Genomic DNA, 22,612 nt, shown 5'->3' on the forward strand with positions numbered 1-22,612 from the left:
GTTCAGTTTTGACACAATTAAAGAAATATCAAAAGAATGTACAAAATATCCGAAATCGTTCAGGTTTTTCATCCTAATCGCACATTTATAACGGATCCCAATTCTTTTGTCCAACATTTATTTTACGATAGCCGTAAGATCGTCCAGGCCGATAATGGGATTTTCTTTGCATTGCAGAAAAATAGAGACGGTCATCATTATTTGAAGGAGGCCTATGCCAAAGGTGTTCGGAATTTCGTATTGCAAGTCGACGAACAGCAGGAGATAGAGTTGTCTGGAGCAAACATCGTTTGGGTTGAGGATAGTTTGGTCGCAATGCAAGCATTAGTGGCGTTTCATCGACAAAAATTTGATTATCCCATCATAGGCATAACAGGTAGCAATGGTAAAACAATTGTCAAGGAATGGCTTTTCCAGTTGATGTCGCCAGAATATAAAATCTATCGAAGCCCCAAGAGCTATAATTCGCAACTTGGCGTGGCTTTGTCACTTTGGGGATTATCTGATGAATATAATCTCGCTATTATCGAAGCTGGAATTTCAGAAAAAGGTGAGATGACACGTCTTGAACAGATGATCAAACCTACCATTGGTGTATTGACCAATATAGGTGTGGCCCATAAGACAGGTTTCGAATCGAAGGCGGAGAAGATTGATGAAAAGCTTCAGCTATTTACACATGTGGAAACCATCATCTTTCCATACAGTTATCTCGAAAATGTTCAGTTGCCTTATCGACCGCGTAAGTTTTCTTGGGGACTTGAGGAAGGACTTTCATTAGAGGTTTATTCTATCAAGCAGATCAATGATCGATTTACACTGATTACCTTCTATTATGCGGGTCGTACCTTCGCTGTTGAAGTGCCATTTGTGGACAAAGGAAATGTAGAAAATGCAATTAACTGTGTCGCGGTGATGTTGCGGTTTGGATACGAGGGTGCGGTAATTGCTGCTCGAATTAAGAACCTGCAACCCGTGGCTATGCGTCTCGAGTTAAAAAAGGGGAAAAATAATAGTTCAATTATCGATGACTCCTATAGTAATGACTTGGATGCACTGCAGATCGCGCTCGAGTTTTTGAATCAGCAGGGCCAAAATCCTTTCAAGATGTTGATTTTATCAGATATCTCAGGTGTCAGTATAGATGATGTCAAAAGTTTGGCCAAGCTTAAACGTTTGCTTAGCGAGTACCACTTGGATCAATTGATATTGATTGGTGAAGTTTTGCCGAAAGTGGCGTCGCAGTTCGATGTACCTTCTATTTCTTATGTGGACACAACTGCTTTTTTAGCTGATATGAGATCCGTTTCTTTTGAGAATGCAACCGTATTGTTGAAAGGAGGTCGGGAATTTCATTTTGAGCGTATCAGTCGGCAATTAGTGTCCAAATCACATGATACCGTACTTGAAATTAATCTGAATGCACTGGAAAATAATTTGAATGTATACAGACAATTACTGCCCAAGCATGTGAAGCTTATGACCATGGTAAAAGCTTTTTCTTATGGAAGTGGCAGTTTTGAAATTGCCAATCTTTTGCAATTTAACCGTGTGGATTATCTTACCGTAGCTTTTGCCGATGAAGGAGTTGATTTGCGGGGCGCTGGCATCACACTACCGATTGTTGTGATGAGTCCCGACGAAAGCTCTTTCGAGTCCATCGTGCAATATAATCTTGAACCGGAGATCTATAGTTTTAGGATCTTGTTCTCCTTTTTGAATTTTTTGAAGGGTAAAGAGGTAATCTCCTTCCCAATTCATGTTAAGATTGATACAGGGATGCACCGCCTCGGATTTATGCCTGATGAGGTTGACCAATTGATAACTTTTCTCAATAAGGCATCCATTTTAAAGGTAAAATCGGCATTTTCCCATTTGGCGTCTGCAGGAAATGAAAAGGATAACGAATTTACTCAGCGGCAAATTGATCTACTGAATGAGTGCACAAGACGTCTGCAGGATGGTATAGGATATTCTTTTCTCCGTCATATTGCTGCCACTTCAGGTATCGAATTGTGGCCAAATGCTTATTTTGATATGGTCAGGTTGGGGATCGGTCTCTATGGAGTTGATATTGAAGGTCATGATTTGCCAATCCGTGAGGCAAGCATACTAAAGACCAATGTAACACAAATAAAATATCTTGCAGCTAGTGAGACCGTTGGGTATAATCGTCATGGCGTCCTGCACAGAGATAGTAAGATTGCCACGATAAAAATTGGTTATGCAGACGGGTACGACAGGCGTTTTGGGAATGGCGTAGGTCAAATGATGGTCAACGGTGTTTTGGTTCCTACGATAGGAGATATCTGTATGGATATGTGTATGCTTGATGTAACGGATGTCGAGGTAGGTGAGGAAGACGAAGTTATCGTATATCCTGATATAAAGTCGTCGGCTAAGGCAATCGGGACGATTCCCTATGAATTGCTCACGAGTATTTCTCAGCGGGTAAAAAGAGTATATTTTTATGAATAGTAAAGGATATTCTGCATTTTTGGATAGTATTTTATTTTGAGATCATGTTTAGTAAATTAATTAGGGGATTCATTAATTATTTGATTCGCGGGATTTTGGTTGTTGTCCCATTGGCGGGTGCGATCTTTCTAATTGTTTGGATTGTGGCATCAATTGATTCTTCGTTAAATCTGACCGAGCATTTTTTGGAGGATGAAAAGGGGCATCCGCTCTATATCCCGGGTATAGGTATTTTGACGGTCATTTTGGTACTGGTTTTGGCCGGTGTTATATTTACAAATTTTGTGACTGATCCAATTAAAGTTTGGATTAACCACCAAATCAAACGGATACCACTTTTAAATACGTTGTACACCTCCATAAAAGATTTTACTGAAGCATTTGTTGGCGACGCAAAGAAATTTAATGAGCCTGTATTGGTGACTGTCAATGAATTTGGTCTGAAGAAGATTGGATTTTTGACGCAACATGATTTGAAAAGTATAGGTCTTGAAGACGAAGTAATGGTCTATTTTCCCTACTCGTATTCTTTTGCAGGCCAGGTTGTCATTATCAGTGCGGATAAGGTGAAAAAATTAGAGATGTCTCCCACAGATGCTATGAAGTTGGTCGTTTCTGGCGGTGTGAGTGGGATCGACCATTAGTTGTCTCTTCAGTTTATATCGGGATGCACACCAGAAAAGGCTTGAAGTGATTTAATGTTTTTAAGCCTTTTCTGGTAAATACTTGTTGTGTCAGCATGTTAAACTGCTCTCCTTAAATTTAAAGATATTTTGATTTTCAGTATGATTTTACTGATCCTTTTTTGTGCCCAAGGTTGGATTTGCTGGTGGAATGGGAATATAACCATTATCGCCCGGAACCTTTGGAAATTCATGGTTTTCCCATTTAGCTCTTGCCTCTCGCAGCGTTTCTATATCCGAGGCGACAAAGTTCCAGTCAATATAACGTTGCTCAGGAAATGGGGTTCCGCCAAAAATATATACCGAAGTACCTGCTTTCATTTTGAATTCGCATAGTTTTGCATCTTTGGCGACCAAAATTTGTTTTGGTCCGAATTCCTGACCTTCAGCTTCTACAGTTCCATCCAAGATGTATAAGCCACTTTCGCCGTAGAGATTATCCCCCAGTTTAACCATCGCGTCTTCTTCCGCTTTCATTTCGATCAGATACAACGGACTGTAAACGGGGACTTCGGAGCGATGCTCCTTAATTTCTCCGGCAATTAACCGATAGGACACACCATCCTCAGTCCAGTGGGGAAGCTGGGGTTCTTCGATGTGTACAAAATTAGGCTCCATTTTTTCGAGCTCTTTAGGTAGAGCAACCCAAATTTGCAGTCCATGCAAATTATGGGATGTGGATCGCAATTGTTGCGGCGTTCTTTCGGAGTGTGTAACACCTTTTCCTGCTGTCATCCAGTTTACTGCGCCAGGTTTGATTTCCACGGCATTTCCCAAGCTGTCACGATGCATAATATTGCCTTCGAACAGATAAGTCAGCGTTGATAAGCCGATATGTGGATGTGGGGCAATGTCCATGAAGTGCGGCTCGGTAATCGTATCGGGTCCCATATGGTCGATAAAGATAAAAGGGCCTACCATGCGTTTTTGCCGGAATGGAAGAAGGCGTCCAACCAAGAAATTGCCTATATCAGCAGCTCTTTCTTCAATAACTATTGCAATATTTGACATAATGTTTTTCTATTTTTGTATTTGGAATCTTCAGCAATTTAACAAATGTCAGGTATAATAAATCGTTTTTTTAGTAAAAAGGTCTTAATAAATGAGGAACTTTTGGCACTTGCGGATCGCTTGTCTTTTAGAAACAGTCAGCTCGATAGTTTTTTGATGAAGCATTTTTTAAAAGGTGATAAAACAGGTTTGGATGAATATTTTGCTTTTCAAAAGCAGTTGCTTGAGCTGCAGGCCGACCGGTTTGAATCGATCCAGATCGAGCTTGACTTGTTGAAGCAGTATTTGAAGCTAATAGAACATGTTGTCGCAGACGGTTTTTCCGTAAAATGGGAAAATAAACTTCCATGCCACGAGGAGATTATGCTGCCACCACTCATTTTTTTTCCTATGATACAGCATGCCGTTAAAAATGGTTATAATAGGCTGTCCTCCCATCCTGTCCGGATTCGGCTATCGGGTTCATCAAAGGTGCTCATATTGGAAGTTAGCTATCGCGTAAACCATTATTTGGAAGATCAGTTTAGTGACACATTATTAGGTGATTTCCAAAAGCGACTAGCCCATCTCTTCCCACAAAAGCATAATTTATTGTTAAATAGTAACAGCAATACCGCTCGAATAACATTGTCGGTCCAGCTGTTTTAGATGATGTTGAAGTGTTTTAGTGCATTCCAGATACCATTATCATCGACGCTGTCTGTTATATAATCTGCAATTTCCTTGACCTCGGGATTTGCATTGCCCATAGCCACTCCAATATGTGTGTGTGCCAGCATGGTGATATCATTTCCTCCATCGCCAAATGACATGGTTTCTTCCGGGGTAAAGTTGAAATGATCTAAAAAAACATCTATTCCTATTTTTTTGCTCTGCCCCATCGGGTTAACGTCGGCGAAAATTGGTGTCCATCTTGATGCGACTGAGTTTGGCATCACGTTTCTCATGAATTCGGCTTCTTCTTCCGGACTGATGAAAACATTAATCTGCATCACTGCGTCCAGATCAAAATCCCGTTCGTAATCGCGAATAGGCGGAGTAGGGACATTAACCTGCTGGTACATCGCTAATACCTCAGGTGTGGCCCGATTTAACGAAATTTCTTTTTCTGACATAAATGAAAAAGTCAAGTCTTTACGTTTTTTGGCATAGTGCAATAAGGAGCGGATGTCTTTTTCCAGAATATTATTTTTATAGATAACTTCCTGTTCCTTTGTGACGCAATATCCGCCATTGAAGGTAATGTATCCATCAAAATTAAGATAATGAATATGCTCCAGCTGATTGTATGATCTTCCTGTTGAAACAAATACCTTGATATTTTTTTCTTTTAATAATTGAAATGCACGTTGAGTAGATTCGGGAACTTGATGTGTTTTGAAACTTAGCAAAGTTCCATCGATGTCAAAAAAGATAGCTTTAATCATGAACTTTTGGGTCAAAGTCAAATATACTAAATACCGAGGATAGTGTAACTATTACAGTATTGAATTTGATGTATTTATCCCTATAGGACGATTGTTTTTTAGACGATTTGAGCAAGGATATGTTTGCATCCCTCCTTAGCGAAAAATTTATGACGACAGACTGTTGATGTACGATAAGTAGGTTTCAAATCAGCTTTATGTTAGCGTTTAGTTTAAGAGGTATTTTTCTGTAATGCGCTATCTTGATAGTTTATTTTCGCAAAAATCTGACACAATCTTCTCTAATAATTTCGTAAATTTCAAATCCAAAAAAATACAAATTGTATTGTGTTTAATGTGTTGGATTAAAAGGGGTTAGAATTTTATGTATATTATTTTCGATACGGAGACGACGGGTTTACCTAAGCGTTGGGACGCGCCAATTACGGATACGGACAATTGGCCTCGTTGTATTCAATTAGCTTGGCAGATTCATGATGAGATGGGGAATCTGGTCGAACATCAAGATTTCTTAATTAAGCCAGATGGATTTGATATACCCTATGACTCTGAAAAAATACACGGTATATCCACTGCATTGGCGGAGGAGCAAGGGTTGCCAATTCAAAAGGTGCTAGAGAAATTCAATATCGCATTAAATAAAGCTAAGTTTGTCGTTGGGCAGAATATTGGTTTTGATTTGAATATCATGGGCTGCGAATTTTATCGCTATGGTGTCACATCCGATATGGCGAATATGCCTGTATTAGATACCTGTACGGAAGTAACCGCTGAACTACTGAAAATTCCTGGTGGTCGTGGCGGGCGGTTTAAGTTGCCCAATTTGACCGAGCTACATTCCTATTTATTTGGAGTGCCATTTGCCGAAGCACATAATGCCACTGCCGACGTAGAGGCGACAGCACGTTGTTTTCTGGAGCTGGTGAGAAGAGAAGTGTTTACGGCCGAAGAACTTCAGGTGGATACCGGTTACTTCGTTGATTTTAAAATCAATAATCCGGGTCCGATACCTACTGTAGGGCTGAAGCATGTAAACTTAAAAGCTGCCTCTGATGAAATTAGACGGCAATCCGAGCCTGAAGAGGCTAGGGTTGTTGTGGATGCTGAAGCACTGGCCGCCTTAAAGGATGCTAAATTTGCCCATTTACATAACCATTCTCAGTTTTCGATCCTTCAGTCCACGATGTCGTACGATAGGTTGGTTTCGGCAGCGATTAAGGATAATATGCCGGCTGTTGCATTAACGGATCATGGCAATATGATGGGGGCTTTTGAGTTTGTTTCTCGCATTATAGGTCATAACAAGGAAATTGAAGCTCAAAATGCGGAAGCGATTGAGAATGGACAAGAGCCTACTGGTCAGCTCTTAAAACCCATTGTGGGGTGTGAATTTTTTGTCTGTGAAAACCATAAAGATAAGTCCAGAAAAGATAATGGTTACCAGATTGTGTTGTTGGCGAAAAATAAGCGCGGTTATCATAATCTGGCAAAGCTAGCTTCTTTCGCCTACACAGCAGGATTTTATTATGTGCCCCGGATTGATAAAGATCTTATTCTTCAGTATAAGGAGGATGTTATCGCTTTGTCGGGAAACCTGCAAGGAGAAGTTTCTAATAAAATACTGAATATAGGGGAGAGCCAGGCCGAGGAAGCATTGCTATGGTGGAAGGAGCACTTTGGGGATGATTTCTATCTCGAGTTGATGCGTCATGGCCAGGAAGATGAGGATCGTGTGAATCAAACATTGCTCAAATTTTCCCGCAAATATCAGGTTAAAATTGTTGCGACCAACAATACATATTACGAGAAGAAGGGTGATGCCCACGCGCACGATATTTTATTATGTGTGAAAGATGGGGAGAAGCTTTCGACTCCAAAAGGTAGGGGCCGGGGATTCCGTTTTGGTTTGCCGAATCAGGAATATTATTTCAAGTCTTCTGACGAAATGAAGGCGCTGTTTAAGGATCTTCCCGAAGCAATTTTGAATATTCAGGAGATAGTCGACAAAGTTGAGATTTTTAAACTAAATCGCGATGTTCTCCTGCCTAAATTTGATATACCCGAAGAGTTTCAGGTTAAAGCGGATCTTGAAGATGGCGGAAAACGAGGGGAGAATAAATACCTCGCGCACCTCTGTTATGAAGGTGCTAAAAAACGTTACGAAGAAATCACGGATGATATTCGTGAGCGGCTAGACTTTGAGCTGGCTACTATCGAAAAAACCGGCTATCCTGGTTACTTTTTGATTGTGCAGGATTTTATTGCAGCCGCACGAGCGATGGGAGTATCCGTGGGTCCTGGACGGGGATCTGCCGCAGGTTCAGCTGTGGCCTATTGTCTTGGGATTACCAATATCGATCCGATTAAGTACGATTTGCTGTTTGAGCGTTTCTTAAATCCAGACCGTGTATCGATGCCCGATATTGATATCGATTTTGATGATGAGGGGCGTGGACGCGTCATGCAATATGTGATTAATAAATATGGTGCTAGTCAAGTTGCTCAGATTATTACCTACGGTACAATGGCAGCTAAATCATCCATTAAAGATACAGCCCGTGTACTTGATTTACCTTTAGGTGATGCTAATGAGATTGCTAAGCTGATTCCAAATCTTAAATTATCGAAAATTTTTACGCTAGATGACGCTGGTTTAAAGGAGAAGCTAAGAACAGAGGAAATTGAAGCCGTTAATAGATTGAAATCTATTGCCGATGGTGCTGGGCTGGAAGCCGAAACAATCCGGCAAGCCCGGGTATTGGAAGGTTCTGTACGAAATACAGGTATTCATGCCTGCGGCGTTATTATCACACCCGATGATATTACTAACTTTGTTCCTGTTTCTTTAGCAAAAGACTCTGACCTTTATGTAACGCAGTTTGATAACCACGTGGTGGAAAGTGCTGGCTTGCTAAAAATGGACTTCTTGGGTTTAAAGACGCTGACGTTGATTAAAGATACCGTCGAGAATGTCAAATTAAGCCATGGTATTGTACTGGATCCAGATCAGTTTCCAATTGATGATGAACTTACGTATGAGCTTTTTCAACGTGGTGAAACGATTGGTGTATTCCAGTATGAATCTCCAGGAATGCAGAAGTACATGCGTGACCTCAAGCCTACGGTATTCGCAGATTTGATTGCGATGAATGCGCTCTATCGTCCGGGGCCAATTGAATATATCCCCAGTTTTATTAAGCGTAAGCATGGTATAGATCCGATTGTTTACGATTTGGATGCCTGTGAGGAGTATTTAAAGGAAACCTATGGTATTACAGTATATCAAGAGCAGGTAATGCTTTTGTCCCAAAAGTTAGCTGGATTTTCAAAAGGTGATGCCGATGTACTGCGGAAGGCCATGGGTAAGAAGCAAAAGGCTGTACTTGATAAGATGAAGCCTAAGTTTATTTCGCAGGCGGAGGAGAAGGGGCATAATGCTAAGGTCTTGGAAAAGATATGGACGGATTGGGAAGCTTTTGCGAGTTATGCATTTAACAAATCCCATTCCACATGTTATGCATGGGTGGCCTATCAAACAGCTTATTTGAAAGCACATTTTCCTGCTGAATATATGGCGGCTGTACTTTCTAACAATATGAATGATATTAAGCAAGTAACATTCTTTATGGAGGAATGTAAACGAATGGGCTTGCAGGTATTGGGGCCAGATGTGAATGAATCCTATTATAAGTTTACGGTAAATGAATCTGGAGCTATTCGTTTTGGAATAGGTGCGGTGAAAGGTGTTGGGGCAGGAGCGGTAGACGCTATCGTGCAAACACGGCAATCTGGATTGTATAAATCTGTTTTCGATATGGCTAAGCGTATTGATTTACGTGCTGTCAATAAAAAGGCATTTGAGAGCTTAGCTTATGCGGGGGGATTTGATAGTTTCGAAAATACACATCGTGCACAGTATTTCCACTCCGATGAAAATTCAACCGGCATGGAAAAGGCGATACGTTTTGGACAGCGTTATAAGGAAAATGAAAGTTCAGCCCAGGCAAGTCTTTTTGGTGTTGATGGTGGAGCTGAGTTACCGGAGCCCGTGTTGGCGCCATGTCCGCAATGGGGGTTAATTGAGAAGCTTAAATATGAAAAAGAGGTCATCGGTATATATCTAACCAGTCATCCATTGGATACCTATCGTTTTGAAATTGAGCATTTTTGTCAAAATTCGGTTTCAGACTTAGCATTGATTAATAAGGTTAAGGCGGCAGAGGTTGATGAAGAGACTTTACTTGAGTTCAATCGAATCAAAAACAAGGAATTGGTAATAGGGGGTATTATAGCTTCTGCAAACCATCGATTGACAAAGAATGGTAAGCCCTTTGCTTCTTTTATCATTGAAGATTATAGTGACTCCTATGATATGGCGGTATTTGGCGAAGAATATGTGAAATTAAAAGGATATTTGCAGGAAGGATACTTTGTTCAGTTAAGAGGCTTGGTACAGGAGCGTTTTAGACAAGTCGGAAATTGGGGCTTTGAGCTACGCAGTGTACAATTGCTTTCTGATCTTCGTGAAAAGATGGCTAAAAGTTTTACGATCAATATTCCTTTGCCTAAATTGAACGAAGCTTTTTTAGATGGAATTAAGGATATACTTGCGCAAAACGAGATCGAAGGTGTTGTGCCAAGTTGTCAATTGAAGTTTAAAATTTGGGATCCGCAGGATGAGATATCTGTCGAAATGCCAGCTAAAAGTCTGAAAATAAACCTTACAAATGAATTTTTGGATTGCATCGATAAGTTTGAAGGTATAAATTATCGACTGAACTAGTTTGGATTGGAATTTGTGTAATTAAGATTACAAATACATTAATAGTTGTTATTATCTTTGTTTATAGATTTTAGCAATTAAAAAAATATACACATAACTTCGGTTTATAAAAATTAAAAGATTATGGCATTAGAAATTACAGATAGCAACTTTGAAGAAGTTGTTTTAAAAGCAGACAAACCAGTATTAATCGATTTTTGGGCAGAGTGGTGTGGACCATGTCGTATGGTAGGTCCTGTAGTAGAGGAATTGGCGAAGGATTACGAGGGAAAAGCAGTTATAGGGAAAGTAAACGTGGATGAGAATCCAGAGATTTCAGTACGTTATGGAATTCGTAATATCCCTGCTTTGTTATTTTTCAAAAATGGTGAAATTGTTGATAAGCAAATCGGTGCTGTTCCAAAATCAGTATTGAACGAGAAATTAGAAAAACAATTAGCATAACTTAGTTAAAAACAAAAAAAAGCCTGAAATATTCTATTTCAGGCTTTTTTTTGTTTTTAAAATTCAGTTTTTTTGATTTTATCTCGATTTTTAATTGTTTTGCGTGTATATTTTGTTTGTTTTGGTTTATTTTATGTATTTTTTTTGTTTTTTACCGGGTGGAATGTGGTGTTTTTTAGTGTTTTGTATTTTTAGTATGATTTTATTGTTCATTTTAGCTTTTTTGTGTTTATTTTTTGATAAAAAATCAATTTTATTTGCATAAATCAATATTTTTTACTTCCTTTGAGTATTGAAATTGGTTTTCGAAAATAGTTTGTTTCGATTTTTTGATTTTGATGTTATTTTTTTTTGACTCGATGATTTAGGAGTTGTTTTTTTGAAAAAAAAAGAAATTGACAAAGATTTTCCCTTTCAAATACCCTAGATTATGCCTCGCGTTGCTCTCCGTAACGCGAGTTTTTTTTGAGGCTAAAGTATGGGTGAAAACAAAAGCGGCTATCCGAAAGGATAGCCGCTTTTTATTATTGACTAAATAAACTGAATTATTCAGCAATTACTTCGAAAGGAACTTGAACTTTCACTTCTTTGTGTAAGTTTAAGTTTGCGATGTATTCACCTACTTCTTTAGGTTCTACTTCGAAAGTGATACGACGACGATCTACATCAAAACCTTTTGCTTTCAATGCATCAGCAATCTGAATACTATTTACTTTACCAAAGATTTTACCAGATTCACCTGCTTTAGCACCAATTGAAAGTTTGATAGCTTCTAATTTACCAGCTAATTCAGTTGCGTCTTTTTTGATTTTGTCTTGTTTGAACTGAGCTTGTTTAATGTTCTCAGCTAAAACTTTCTTTGCAGATTCAGTCGCTTGGATTGCAAATCCTTGAGGGATTAAGTAGTTACGACCGAAACCTGGTTTTACATTAACGATATCGTTTTGCTCACCTAAGCCTTTGATATCCTGTTTTAAAATTACTTCCATTTTCTATCGTCCTCCTTATTTAATTGCATCAGCTAAGTAAGGTAACAAGCCGATGTGACGAGCACGTTTAACAGCTTGAGCTACTTTACGTTGAAATTTCAAAGATGTACCAGTTAAACGACGAGGTAAGATTTTACCTTGATCATTTACAAATTTCATCAAGAAGTTAGCATCTTTATAATCGATATATTTGATACCATTCTTTTTGAAACGACAGTATTTTTTACGGTTGTCCTCTACTTTAGGAGCAGTTACGTATTGGATATTTTCGTTAGCCATTAGTTTGCGCCCTCCTCAGTTTTAGTTTCAGCTTTTTTGTTGAATGCACCGCTACGTTTTTTCTCGTTGTAAGCTTTAGCATGTTTGTCTAAACTTACAGTCAAGAAACGCATAATGCGCTCATCACGTTTGTATTCAACCTCTAATTTATTGATTAATTCACCTGGAGCCTTGAATTCAGTTAAGTGATAAAATCCAGTAGTTTTTTTCTGGATTGGATACGCTAATTTTTTCAAACCCCAATTGTCTTCAGCGACAATCTCGGCTCCGCCTTCTGTTAAGATGTTTTTGAATTTTGCGATTACTTCTTTCGCAGCATCATCAGAAAGCAACGGGGTAAGAACGATTACAGATTCGTACTGTTGCATTGTGTTAATTAATTTTGTTGTTTAAAAACCCACTTTTGTGGAAGTGCAAATGTAGGTATTATATTGTTATGTTGCAAAGCATTAAAACAAAAAAGTTTAGATCCTCAAAAGGATCTAAACTTTTCCAAAGTGTACGCTACGATATCTACTTTATTTTTTTTAATTCTTCTTTTATCGTAACCTTTGTTTTTGTGCTTATGCTGACTAAGGGGAGGCGTAATGTATCTTTTCCAATACCCAATTCCTGAAGTATATATTTTACGCCAGCGGGATTTCCTTCAATAAAACATAGTTCGGTAATATCCAATAGCTCTTGATGTATCGATCTTGCGTCAATATAATTCCCTTCGGCACATAGTGTTGTTAAGGTTGCTACTTTTTTCGGTAAAGCATTTCCGATGACTGAAATGATGCCGGCAGCACCAAGAGCCATCATTGGCAACGTAACAGGATCATCACCAGAAATTAGTAGGAAATCTTTTGGTTTATCCCGTAAGATTTCACTGAGCTGAGCAAAGTTACCCGAAGCTTCTTTGATAGCGACGATATTTAAAAAATCATTCGCTAATCGTAATGTTGTCTGTGCAGAAATATTGCTTCCTGTACGTCCAGGTACATTGTATAAAATAATAGGCAGGGGAGATGCCGATGCAACAGCTTTATAGTGTTGATAAATTCCCTCTTGAGTTGGTTTGTTGTAATATGGAGAAACCGATAGAATCGCACAAAATCCAGTGGAATCAAAATTTTTGATTTGCTCCACAATTTCGGCCGTATTATTTCCACCAATTCCAGCAACCAAGGGTAGTCTACCGTTCACGCGCTTGACAGTAAAATCCCAGATGCGCTTTCGTTCATCATTGGTTAAAGTGGCAACTTCTCCAGTTGTACCTAAAGAAACCAAATAATCCATACCTTCGTTGATTTGCAAGTCAATTAGCTGACCTAATGCTTCGAAATCAACAGATCCATCTGAGTTAAAAGGAGTGACTAATGCTACTCCTGCGCCGTGAAGCTCGTTCATCTTGTTTTTGTATTTATATAAATTTAATTAAAAAAACTTACTCGGGATTAATGAGTTCAAATAGTTCTTTATCATTAATCATCGGGATACCCAATTTTTCTGCTTTCGCTAGTTTGGACGGTCCCATTTTATCTCCCGCTATGAGATAGCTTAATTTGGCAGAAATGGAAGATAACATCTTTCCGCCATGACTCTCAATCAATGCCGCCAATTCTTCCCGCGAATGGTTTGCAAAGACACCGGATATTAAAAAAGTCTTTCCTTCCAGTGCGTTGCTGGTCAAAACGATTTCTTTTTCCTTAATTTCAAAATTTAAGCCGTAATTTCTTAAAGCCCTAATCTGTTCTTGATGAATTGGATTGTCTAAATATTCTTTAACACTCTCCGCAATGCGACGTCCAATATCTTGTACTCCTTCGATTTCCTCTGTTGAAGCTTGCGCTAGTGCATCAATATTTTTGAAATGCAGTGCTAGTTTTTTTGCGATCGTTTCACCAACGTGACGTATACCCAAAGAGAATAGTACCTTTTCAAACGGTTTTTCTTTGGATTTTTCAATGCCTTTCAGCATATTTTCTATGGATTTCCGACCGAAACGTTCCAGCTGCTGTAAGTCTTCCTGATGGTCTTTTAGTCCATAAATATCAACGATATTATGTAATAAACCTTTTTTGAAGAAGTTGTCAACTGTTTCGTCGCCCATACCTTCGATGTCCATCATTTTGCGTCCGATAAAATGCTGCATTTTACCAACAATTTGTGGGGGACACCCTGTTTCATTAGGGCAGTAGTGTACCGCTTCGCCATCTTGGCGTATGAGTTCTGAGCCACATTCGGGACATGATGTTGGGTAGACAAAGCTTGTTGATCCATGCAATCTCTTGGTATGATTAACGCCAATAATTTTGGGTATGATTTCGCCCCCCTTTTCCACAAATACTGTATCATGTTCGTGCAGATCCAGGCGAGCAATTTCATTTGCATTGTGTAAGGATGCACGTTTGACGGTAGTCCCTGCCAATAGTACAGGTTGCAGATTGGCAACAGGTGTGACAGCGCCGGTACGTCCAACTTGATAACTAATCGAGTTTAGAGTGGTTTCTACACACTCTGCTTTGAATTTATAGGATATTGCCCACCGTGGATTTTTGGCCGTAAAGCCAAGTTCTTCCTGTTGCGCATAATCATTTACTTTAATCACAATTCCATCAATTTCATAACCAAGATTATGGCGTTCGACCTCCCAATAATCGATAAATGCAAAAACCTCGGTTAATGTACTGCATTTTCTGCTGTGCTCACTGATGTGGAATCCCCAGTCCTTGACATGGTTTAAGCTATTCCAGTGATCGTGAAATAGATTTGTTCTATTGTCGCAGTATAAAAAGTAAAGGAAACAGTCTAATGGCCGCTTCGCAACCTCTGCAGAGTCTTGCAGTTTGATCGTTCCGGAGGCGAAATTTCTCGGATTGGCATACATTGGCTCCGCGTTATCTTCGCGCTCTTTGTTCAAACGCAGAAAAGCTGATTTATGCATAAATATTTCTCCGCGTATTTCGAATTGCGCAGGATAAGCTCCTTCTTTCAGTTTGATGGGAATTGATCGGATTGTCTTAACATTGTTGGTAACCACATCGCCCTGCGTGCCATCGCCACGAGTAACCGCCTTACTTAGCTTGCCATTTTCATAAGTCAAGCTGATGGATAAACCATCGAATTTTAATTCACAGACGTACTCAAACTGATCGCCGATGATTTTGCGGATACGCTGGTCGAAATCAAGCAATTCCTCCTGACTGTATGTATTGCCTAAAGAGAGCATGGGCCAGCGATGTCTTTCCGTTTGAAATCGGGAAGTTATATCTCCGCCAACACGCTGTGTAGGAGAATTGGGATCGGCAAACGCTGGATATTGAGCTTCCAGGGCTTCGAGCTCCTTTAGTTTAAGGTCGAAGTCATAGTCAGAAATAACACTGCTCGCCAATACATAGTATTGGTAGTTATACTGATTGAGTTCTGCGGTTAAGTCTTTTATCTTTTTTTCAATATCCATCGCCAACATTTTGCAAAATTACAAATAAAAAGTACGTTTAAATAAAATAAATAAAGAATCTTGCTATAATGACTGCTTTATTTTTAAAATGCGTTTTTCTGCATTTTATATTTTGGGGAAATGAGAAGCTATTTAAAATCACTTGGATTCAGCTGAGAAAATTTATGTTTCCTATTCATGTAAAAATCCACAATGATGGACTTATTGTACTGCCCCTTTGTATTTCCCCTGTGGTTGTATTTTTTACGTTTTTTAGCATTTTTAAAAATATTTAAGAAGAAATACTGATGCGCGCGGCTGATTGCCCAGGCATCTTTGGGTTTGCGATCGATAAGGAATTTGCCAAGCGCAGCAAAATCAAACCATAGTCGGATGAAAATAATAAATATCGCTTTACCTAAGGGCAAGTTCTTTTGCAGCATAACCATATTATTCCTAAAATTAAGATAGGTTTTTTTTGGATTGCTAGCGTTGAGCGTTCCGCCCCCAACGTGGTAAACAATAGATTTAGGGCAATAGCCAATGCCATAGCCCATCTTTTTCAATCGCCAGCACAAGTCAATTTCTTCCATATGCGCAAAGAAATCTTCATCTAGCCCCTCCGCCGCCTCCCAAGCTTCCGAACGGATAAAAAGTGCAGCTCCAGAGGCCCAGAAGATCTCTGATTCCTCCTCGTACTGTCCTTCGTCGTCTTCCACTTCATGTAGGATTCTACCTCTGCAGAAAGGAAATCCAAAGTAATCCAAATATCCCCCAGCTGCTCCAGCATGTTCAAACTTCTGCTTATCATGGAATGAACGTATTTTGGGCTGTGCTGCTGCCAGGGAAGGGTTTCTTTCCAAGTATTCAATCACGGGTTCAATCCAGTTTTGGCTCACTTCGACATCCGAATTCAGGAGTACATAGTAATCAGCATCTACACGCTGCAGTATTTTGTTATAACCTCCTGCGAAGCCATAGTTTTTATCATTTTCAAGTATAGTAATCGTCGGATAGTACTGTTTCACAAATGAAATTGAATCATCATCGGAGGCATTGTCTCCAATGACAAATTCGACATTCGGATACGAACTATTATATACGGATGGCAAAAATTTTTCCAGGAAAAATCGACCATTCCAATTGAGGATAACGACAGCTACTTTGGGTAATTTACTCATTTTCTACGTTTTCTTTTCCAGCGATTATGTGACCATAACCAATATTCTGGGTTTTCACGAATAAGCTGTTCAGCAAATTGATTGTGTATATCGGTAATTTCATGCTCGCCAAAGCCACTTGGATCTTCGATTAAAGTAACGAATTTACAGAAATACTGCCCTCTTTTGGGCTTTCTTCCGATATAACAATAGACCACAGGTGCTTTACTTATTCTAGAAAGTCTTTCGGCTCCTGTATAGACCAATGTTTCCTGATTTAGCCAATTAATAAAATAATCGGAATCCGAATACAGCGGTGTTTGATCCGCAACGAGTATACTGATATTGGGCTGGCCCTTCAACTTGACGATATGACGGAGTATTTGTTTCATTGGTACCATTTCGGCACCAAACCGGCCCCGCATGCCATTGTAAACCTTGTCAATATCTTTGTTATTGAGTGGTTTGTATACAATCAACGTTGGAAAGTTTGTGATTAAACTCAAACGGTGAATACCAAGCTCCCAGTTGGCATAATGCGACGTTACCCCAATGACATTCTTGCCGGCCTCAAGATGTCTTGTCAATTCCTCCTCATTTTCCAACATCATTCTTTGCTTCACTTCCTCAGCAGTAATTGTTTTTAATTTAATCGACTCGACAAGGAGGTCCGGAAAAAAACGGTAAAACTTTTTAGCAATTAGAAGTCGCTCTTTATCCGTTTTTTCAGGAAAAGCATTTTTTAAATTCTGAAATACAATATTCTTCCTATAGCCAATCATATAGTAGAGTATGTAATAAAGCCCATCGGAGATCAAATACAGAAACCAATAGGGGAGAAGAGATATAATATAGATTAATGCGTTTAACGCTTTTTGTTTCATGCTATAGCTAAAATTCCCAGTTGTTCTTTACAAATATCCTTAATTTAAGTTATTTTTGCGTCACTTATAACAAAAATCATCAGTTTTTATGGAATCGCAGTTATTACTTCCCGCATGTTATCTTCCACCGATATCTTACTTTCATACGATACAAGAGCATAATCTTAATTTAGTCATCGAGAAATATGAGCATTTTCAAAAGCAAAGTTATCGTACAAGAGCACGTATTGCTTCTGCGAATGGTGTGCAGGATTTGATTGTACCGATTCAACATGGCAATAAAGATCGTGTTCCGATGAAAGATATTCGTATAAGTTATGAGTTTGACTGGCAGCGTCTACACTGGCTAAGTATTCAGACTGCTTATCGTAGTTCTGCTTATTTTGAGTACTATGAAGATGATTTTATACATTTTTACGAAGCGAAATTCGACTATCTTTTAGATTTTAATGTGGCTCAGTTGGAACTGCTTCTTAAATCTATCAAGCTTAAGCGCGCTGTGAATTTTACCCAAGAGTACGTGGCAGCTCCAGCGGATACGATCGATTATCGTAATGCTATACATCCCAAAAAGAAAAGTATATTGGCTAATCCAAAAGAGTATTATCAAGTTTTTTCAGATAAGAATGGATTCTACCCCGATCTAAGTATAATCGATTTGCTCTTCAATCAAGGGCCACAATCAAAAAGTTATCTATAATCGCCCATATTCTTTGAACAAAATACGTTTTATATTGTTGTTATTCAGTATAAAACGTATTTAAATGAAACGAATCCTATTAAGTTTTATTTTGCTCGGTGCTATTTGTGCCAGTGCTTTCGCTCAAGGGGGCGTTGACACGATACATTATAGAAAAGTATACTATTGGGGAACGACAGGTATGGGTTTTCCTATTGGAAAAACAAAAGAGATACTTTCGCCAAAATTTTCTGGAAGTATTGGCTTGGATATTTCCCTGAAAGATCCAAAGTTTTTTGTGTCTCCCACACTGTACACCCTTTCGTTTAAGTACAGACAACCCTTGATTGATCCGGATTTCGAATATCGGTTAGAAGATGCCAATACGAATTTCTATACGTTATCATTTTCTGGAGGTATTAGAAAGCAGATGCGCCGACTAAATATGTATGGTTTTGTAGGGCCTGGTGTTGGTCTGACAAGTGAGCCGAGAGCACGTGTGCTTGCTGATCAGAAGCTTGTTAAGATGGAGAGTAAAAATCACCTGAATTTCTCCAGTAAAATAGGCGCTGGCGCTGACTACAAGTTTAATGGATTCTTTTTAGGTTTGGAGCTCGGCTATCTTCATAATTTTAGAAAAATACAGAATATCCCTGTCAATATCTTCACCGTCATGGTGGGATTAAAATCCGATATTACGCAGATTGGAGACAAAGTCATTGATGTCATCGGTATAGATGGTTCCATCAGCGGAAAAAAAGACAAAAAGTAAATTATTGTTTTAAGATCTGAATGGTATCTCCGACGTGTGCTTCAGCATCGCTTCCAATTTTTTTAACTTTTTCTGTTTGTTCAACCGCTACTGCGAATGCGGAAGGTACAATGCCTGAGCCAAATTTAATGGCATAAAATTTAGTGAATTCTGCGCCAAAGTACAATATAGCAGCTGAATAGTAGATCCATAATAGCATAACGATGATGGATCCTGCAGCTCCATAAAAACTAGCCGTGGATGAAACGTTGAGATAGATTGAAATACCATATCTACCTAGCATAAAAAGTAGTCCTGTAAAGATGGCTCCACCGAGCATATCTCTGAATTTTACCTTAGCATCGGGAAGGAAGGAGAAGATATATCCGAATAAGATGACAATGACTGAAAAGGTGATGCCTGTATTTACCCAAGAAATAAGGGAAATTGGAATAAAGGGAAAATACGTCATCACTAAATTGGTCACTGCGACAATAAGTCCATTGATCATCAGTGAGGCAATAAGTAAAAATCCCAAGGCAATCACGATAGAAAAAGAGATCAATCTGTTGATGATCAGTTTGAGCCATCCTTTTTTCGGCTTGGGTTTTACTTTCCAGATATTATTAATCGAATCCTGTATATCAACGAATAAGGTCGTGGAAGATAGGATCAATGTAACAATACCTATCGTGATTCCCATATTGGATTTATTTTCGAATGTGATCTTCTGCAGATAAGACTGAATTTGGGTAGTTACGTCCTGTCCAAAAAGTACCATGACCTCTTCCAACACCTGATCTTGGGCCGAAGATCCGCTTTGAAGATGTTCTCCGTAAAAAAATCCTATACACCAGATCACGATCATAAGAAGTGGTCCGATGGAGAAAACTGTGTAATAAGCAAGTGAAGCACTCTTCTTCATGCATTTGTCATCATTAAACCCATTAAATGCATCCACTAAAACATGCCAAATGTCTCTCCAATAAACGAGTGTAAATAAATTTCTAAGTGTAATGTGCTTCATAATACGATGATCAGTCCCAATAATCGTGCAAATTGTTATTCTTGGTTCTGTTCCTGATACAATTTGTCGATCGCCGTTTCGTTCTCTTTTAAAATAATCTTTCGTTTTAAACTCAATTTTGGGGTTAATTGACCGTCATTAATGGTCCATTCCTTCGGAAGTATAATGAATTTCTTAACAATTTCCCAATGTCCAAAATTAGTGGATAACCGGTTAATTTCATCCTGATATTTTTGGATTACCTCCGAATTTTTAATGAGTTCTTCATTTGATGATAGGTTGATCCCTTTTTGACTTGCCCATTTGGACAGCACATCAAATGCCGGAACGATTAAAGCTCCGGGAAATTTTCTGTTTTCGCCAAAAACCATCACTTGTCCTATTAAAGTGGATTCCATGAGCTTATTTTCAATGGATTGTGGAGCGATATATTTGCCGCCGGCAGTTTTGAACATTTCCTTCTTGCGGTCGGTGATTTTAAGAAAACCATCGGCTGTGATTTCTCCAATATCACCTGTTTTGAAAAATCCTTGATCGTCAAAAGCTTCTTTGGTAGCATCTTCATTTTTGTAATAGCCTATGGTAATACTCGGGCCTTTCACTAGGATTTCTCCGTCTTCAGCGATCTTTACCTCTAAATTTTTAAGGGGTTTACCCACAGTTCCAAATTTTAATCCATTTTGTAAGTAAGAATTGACGGCGATTACGGGAGAAGTTTCAGTCAGCCCATATCCTTCAAGTACTTTAAGTCCAGCCGCCCAAAATACACGCGCTAACCGTTCTTGAAGGGCAGCGCCGCCGGACACGATAATCTTAATATTTCCTCCAAGCGCTTCTTGCCATTTTGAGAATATCAGTTTTCTTGCAATCGCAAGTTTAAGATTATAAAGCGCTCCATTATGTTCAGGTTCTTGGAATTTCAAACCTAAATTAACAGCCCAGAAGAAGATTTTCTTTTTTACACCAGTTAGCGCTTTCCCCTTTTCAATGATCTTGTCATATACTTTTTCCAGTACTCGAGGTACGGTGGTGAATAAATCTGGTTTAACATCGTTGATGTCCGCAACAACGTTGTCTAGGTTTTCCGAAAAATAAATCTGAATACCTTTGGAATAGTACATGTAGACTACCATGCGTTCAAAAATATGGCATAAAGGCAGGAAGCTTAATGCCGTTTTGAAGTCGGCCCGGATCAGGTGGTTGCAAGCCAAGACATTACTGTACACATTTTTGTGTGAGAGATAGACTCCCTTGGGACGCCCAGTGGTTCCTGAAGTATAGATCAAAGTTAACAGATCATCTTCCGTTACAGCATCGCGAAATGGCGTTAAATCGGTGATGTCATCTTTGGTAGTTTCGATGAATGCTCTTAGGTGCGTATAATTTTCGATAGCATCAAATGTATACAATTGTGGGTGAATTCCATGCTCGTTGATCGCTTGTTCAATACGGTCTGTTAACTCCCTGTTGCTAACAAATAGGACGTTTACATCTGAATCATTTACAATAAATGAAAGGTCCTGCGCAGATAGGGTAGGATACAGGGGCACGGTTGCAAGGCCTATTTGGTTGCAGGCAAAATCAACTAAATTCCATTCAGGTCTGTTGCCGGACATAATTCCTACCCGGTCACCTTTCTTGAGCCCGAGCTTCAGTAGTGCCCTGCTTAAGGAGTCAATAGCATCTGTGTATTCTTTGGTAGAATACGTTTTCCATTGGCCATTTCCATCGCGACCCGCTACCATAATGTCCTTTGCGTAATTTTCTTTATATAATGTTATAAAGTCAAAAATTCTGCCCATATCACTTGAGTTTATTGGTTATTACTACATGCTGTATTGTCTTAAATATAAAAAAAATATCAGAAATAAAGTTGGAGAATTTGGGATTAATAGCATAACAATTCAAACATTATGTCGTTATAGCTGTGATGTAATATTTATTTTACTTAAAATGTCTTTCTAATAGAAGGTTTGTTAAATAGTCTTCAGGATATGCAATTGTATTGCATATAAAAAGCATTTTATCTATGTTTGGAAAAAAGGTAAAGCAAAAAAGCGTACGATTTTTATGAAGAAAATATTTTTAGCCGTTAGTGGAATGCTGATGTTTGGTGCATTATCCAATAGAGCGTTAGCTCAATTGGACAATAGAGGCGCTATTGGTGGACGATTTGGGTCCGCTCAGGGAATTACTTATCGTCATACGCTTAATTCGGATCATGCATTGGAAGGTATCATGAGTATTCAGAGCAATTCTGACTTCCGCCGTTTCCGTGTCGTAGGCTTATATGAAATATATAAACCGCTGGCTGCCGGATTCAATTGGTATTATGGTTTTGGCGGTAGCGTCGGTTCTTTTAAAGAGAAAGATAAAATTTTCGATGGTAAACGTCAGTCATTTGATTCACAGCTCGACCTGAGTATTGATGGTATTGTTGGAATTGAATTTAACGTTCCACAATCACCATTTCAGATCTCATTGGATGTAAAACCTTACTTTGATTTTCTAAATGAATCGAGCATCAAATTATTTGACCCGGTCGGTTTTTCAGTAAGGTATAAATTTTAATAAAAAAATAATAGCGGAAAAC

The 22,612-nt window shown here is 38.9% G+C and carries 19 protein-coding genes; 8 read left to right on the forward strand and 11 right to left on the reverse strand.

Features of this window, described 5'->3' with window-relative positions; translation table 11 throughout:
• Positions 1–36: 36 nt before the first annotated feature.
• Positions 37–2,478, forward strand: a complete 2,442-nt coding sequence (locus QE382_RS06585; RefSeq protein WP_307185192.1) for a bifunctional UDP-N-acetylmuramoyl-tripeptide:D-alanyl-D-alanine ligase/alanine racemase — start codon at positions 37–39, stop codon at positions 2,476–2,478.
• Between the two features lie 44 nt (positions 2,479–2,522).
• On the forward strand, positions 2,523–3,122 hold the full coding sequence (locus QE382_RS06590; RefSeq protein WP_307185193.1) for a DUF502 domain-containing protein: 600 nt from the start codon (positions 2,523–2,525) through the stop codon (positions 3,120–3,122).
• 147 nt (positions 3,123–3,269) lie between these two features.
• On the opposite strand, the gene QE382_RS06595 is transcribed toward QE382_RS06590, so the two are convergent.
• Positions 3,270–4,172 carry a pirin family protein gene (locus QE382_RS06595; RefSeq protein ID WP_307185194.1) on the reverse strand — a complete coding sequence of 301 codons (903 nt, stop codon included), beginning with the start codon at positions 4,170–4,172 and terminating at the stop codon, positions 3,270–3,272.
• 45 nt (positions 4,173–4,217) lie between these two features.
• Between QE382_RS06595 and QE382_RS06600 the strand changes: the two genes are divergently transcribed.
• Positions 4,218–4,820 (forward strand): LytS family sensor histidine kinase, encoded by a 603-nt coding sequence (locus QE382_RS06600; protein WP_307185195.1) that lies wholly within the window; start codon positions 4,218–4,220, stop codon positions 4,818–4,820.
• Here QE382_RS06600 and QE382_RS06605 read toward each other — a convergent pair.
• On the reverse strand, positions 4,817–5,599 hold the full coding sequence (locus tag QE382_RS06605) for a Cof-type HAD-IIB family hydrolase (protein WP_307185196.1): 783 nt from the start codon (positions 5,597–5,599) through the stop codon (positions 4,817–4,819). The genes QE382_RS06600 and QE382_RS06605 overlap by 4 nt on opposite strands.
• A gap of 364 nt (positions 5,600–5,963) precedes the next feature.
• Between QE382_RS06605 and dnaE the strand changes: the two genes are divergently transcribed.
• Positions 5,964–10,382: a DNA polymerase III subunit alpha gene (gene dnaE / locus QE382_RS06610; protein ID WP_307185197.1), complete on the forward strand. Its 4,419-nt coding sequence runs from the start codon at positions 5,964–5,966 to the stop codon at positions 10,380–10,382.
• A gap of 123 nt (positions 10,383–10,505) precedes the next feature.
• Positions 10,506–10,826, forward strand: a complete 321-nt coding sequence (trxA, locus tag QE382_RS06615; RefSeq protein ID WP_104385830.1) for a thioredoxin — start codon at positions 10,506–10,508, stop codon at positions 10,824–10,826.
• A 545-nt stretch (positions 10,827–11,371) separates the two neighbouring features.
• Here the strand turns inward: trxA and rplI are convergent.
• The 7 genes from rplI to QE382_RS06650 form a co-directional block, all read right to left on the reverse strand.
• Positions 11,372–11,815, reverse strand: coding sequence for a 50S ribosomal protein L9 (gene rplI, locus QE382_RS06620; protein WP_209578825.1), 444 nt, complete (start codon positions 11,813–11,815; stop codon positions 11,372–11,374).
• 15 nt (positions 11,816–11,830) lie between these two features.
• Entirely contained in the window at positions 11,831–12,094 is a 264-nt protein-coding gene (gene rpsR, locus QE382_RS06625; protein ID WP_028071347.1) for a 30S ribosomal protein S18, read from the reverse strand.
• Positions 12,094–12,462 carry a 30S ribosomal protein S6 gene (rpsF, locus tag QE382_RS06630; protein WP_046671750.1) on the reverse strand — a complete coding sequence of 123 codons (369 nt, stop codon included), beginning with the start codon at positions 12,460–12,462 and terminating at the stop codon, positions 12,094–12,096. Before rpsF ends, rpsR begins: the two co-directional genes overlap by 1 nt.
• 145 nt (positions 12,463–12,607) lie before the next feature.
• A complete protein-coding gene (gene dapA, locus QE382_RS06635) occupies positions 12,608–13,486 on the reverse strand; it encodes a 4-hydroxy-tetrahydrodipicolinate synthase (RefSeq protein ID WP_307185198.1) in 879 nt (292 codons plus the stop codon).
• 37 nt (positions 13,487–13,523) lie between these two features.
• Positions 13,524–15,548: an NAD-dependent DNA ligase LigA gene (ligA, locus tag QE382_RS06640; protein WP_307185199.1), complete on the reverse strand. Its 2,025-nt coding sequence runs from the start codon at positions 15,546–15,548 to the stop codon at positions 13,524–13,526.
• A gap of 119 nt (positions 15,549–15,667) precedes the next feature.
• Complete coding sequence (locus QE382_RS06645; RefSeq protein ID WP_307185200.1) at positions 15,668–16,699, reverse strand: glycosyltransferase family 2 protein; 1,032 nt, start codon at positions 16,697–16,699, stop codon at positions 15,668–15,670.
• Complete coding sequence (locus QE382_RS06650) at positions 16,696–17,562, reverse strand: lysophospholipid acyltransferase family protein (protein WP_307185201.1); 867 nt, start codon at positions 17,560–17,562, stop codon at positions 16,696–16,698. The genes QE382_RS06645 and QE382_RS06650 overlap by 4 nt, the downstream gene beginning before the upstream one ends.
• 88 nt (positions 17,563–17,650) lie before the next feature.
• Here QE382_RS06650 and QE382_RS06655 point away from each other — a divergent pair, with 88 nt between their 5' ends.
• Positions 17,651–18,262, forward strand: coding sequence for a WbqC family protein (locus QE382_RS06655; protein WP_307185202.1), 612 nt, complete (start codon positions 17,651–17,653; stop codon positions 18,260–18,262).
• 64 nt (positions 18,263–18,326) lie between these two features.
• On the forward strand, positions 18,327–19,013 hold the full coding sequence (locus QE382_RS06660; protein ID WP_307185203.1) for an outer membrane beta-barrel protein: 687 nt from the start codon (positions 18,327–18,329) through the stop codon (positions 19,011–19,013).
• A gap of 1 nt (position 19,014) precedes the next feature.
• Here QE382_RS06660 and QE382_RS06665 read toward each other — a convergent pair whose 3' ends face one another.
• Both QE382_RS06665 and QE382_RS06670 read right to left on the reverse strand, forming a co-directional pair.
• Complete coding sequence (locus tag QE382_RS06665; protein WP_307185204.1) at positions 19,015–20,019, reverse strand: YihY/virulence factor BrkB family protein; 1,005 nt, start codon at positions 20,017–20,019, stop codon at positions 19,015–19,017.
• A gap of 35 nt (positions 20,020–20,054) precedes the next feature.
• Positions 20,055–21,821 (reverse strand): AMP-dependent synthetase/ligase, encoded by a 1,767-nt coding sequence (locus QE382_RS06670; protein ID WP_307185205.1) that lies wholly within the window; start codon positions 21,819–21,821, stop codon positions 20,055–20,057.
• A 268-nt stretch (positions 21,822–22,089) separates the two neighbouring features.
• Here QE382_RS06670 and QE382_RS06675 point away from each other — a divergent pair, with 268 nt between their 5' ends.
• Complete coding sequence (locus tag QE382_RS06675) at positions 22,090–22,590, forward strand: hypothetical protein (RefSeq protein ID WP_307185206.1); 501 nt, start codon at positions 22,090–22,092, stop codon at positions 22,588–22,590.
• Positions 22,591–22,612 lie beyond the last annotated feature (22 nt).

This window comes from Sphingobacterium zeae (assembly GCF_030818895.1).
GTDB lineage: Bacteria > Bacteroidota > Bacteroidia > Sphingobacteriales > Sphingobacteriaceae > Sphingobacterium > Sphingobacterium zeae.

Coding starts and splice junctions, on each gene's coding strand:
- QE382_RS06585 (WP_307185192.1), top strand. CDS start 37: ATGTACAAAATATCCGAAATCGTTCAGGTTTTTCATCCTAATCGCACA.
- QE382_RS06590 (WP_307185193.1), top strand. CDS start 2,523: ATGTTTAGTAAATTAATTAGGGGATTCATTAATTATTTGATTCGCGGG.
- QE382_RS06595 (WP_307185194.1), bottom strand. CDS start 4,172: ATGTCAAATATTGCAATAGTTATTGAAGAAAGAGCTGCTGATATAGGC.
- QE382_RS06600 (WP_307185195.1), top strand. CDS start 4,218: ATGTCAGGTATAATAAATCGTTTTTTTAGTAAAAAGGTCTTAATAAAT.
- QE382_RS06605 (WP_307185196.1), bottom strand. CDS start 5,599: ATGATTAAAGCTATCTTTTTTGACATCGATGGAACTTTGCTAAGTTTC.
- dnaE (WP_307185197.1), top strand. CDS start 5,964: ATGTATATTATTTTCGATACGGAGACGACGGGTTTACCTAAGCGTTGG.
- trxA (WP_104385830.1), top strand. CDS start 10,506: ATGGCATTAGAAATTACAGATAGCAACTTTGAAGAAGTTGTTTTAAAA.
- rplI (WP_209578825.1), bottom strand. CDS start 11,815: ATGGAAGTAATTTTAAAACAGGATATCAAAGGCTTAGGTGAGCAAAAC.
- rpsR (WP_028071347.1), bottom strand. CDS start 12,094: ATGGCTAACGAAAATATCCAATACGTAACTGCTCCTAAAGTAGAGGAC.
- rpsF (WP_046671750.1), bottom strand. CDS start 12,462: ATGCAACAGTACGAATCTGTAATCGTTCTTACCCCGTTGCTTTCTGAT.
- dapA (WP_307185198.1), bottom strand. CDS start 13,486: ATGAACGAGCTTCACGGCGCAGGAGTAGCATTAGTCACTCCTTTTAAC.
- ligA (WP_307185199.1), bottom strand. CDS start 15,548: ATGTTGGCGATGGATATTGAAAAAAAGATAAAAGACTTAACCGCAGAA.
- QE382_RS06645 (WP_307185200.1), bottom strand. CDS start 16,699: ATGAGTAAATTACCCAAAGTAGCTGTCGTTATCCTCAATTGGAATGGT.
- QE382_RS06650 (WP_307185201.1), bottom strand. CDS start 17,562: ATGAAACAAAAAGCGTTAAACGCATTAATCTATATTATATCTCTTCTC.
- QE382_RS06655 (WP_307185202.1), top strand. CDS start 17,651: ATGGAATCGCAGTTATTACTTCCCGCATGTTATCTTCCACCGATATCT.
- QE382_RS06660 (WP_307185203.1), top strand. CDS start 18,327: ATGAAACGAATCCTATTAAGTTTTATTTTGCTCGGTGCTATTTGTGCC.
- QE382_RS06665 (WP_307185204.1), bottom strand. CDS start 20,019: ATGAAGCACATTACACTTAGAAATTTATTTACACTCGTTTATTGGAGA.
- QE382_RS06670 (WP_307185205.1), bottom strand. CDS start 21,821: ATGGGCAGAATTTTTGACTTTATAACATTATATAAAGAAAATTACGCA.
- QE382_RS06675 (WP_307185206.1), top strand. CDS start 22,090: ATGAAGAAAATATTTTTAGCCGTTAGTGGAATGCTGATGTTTGGTGCA.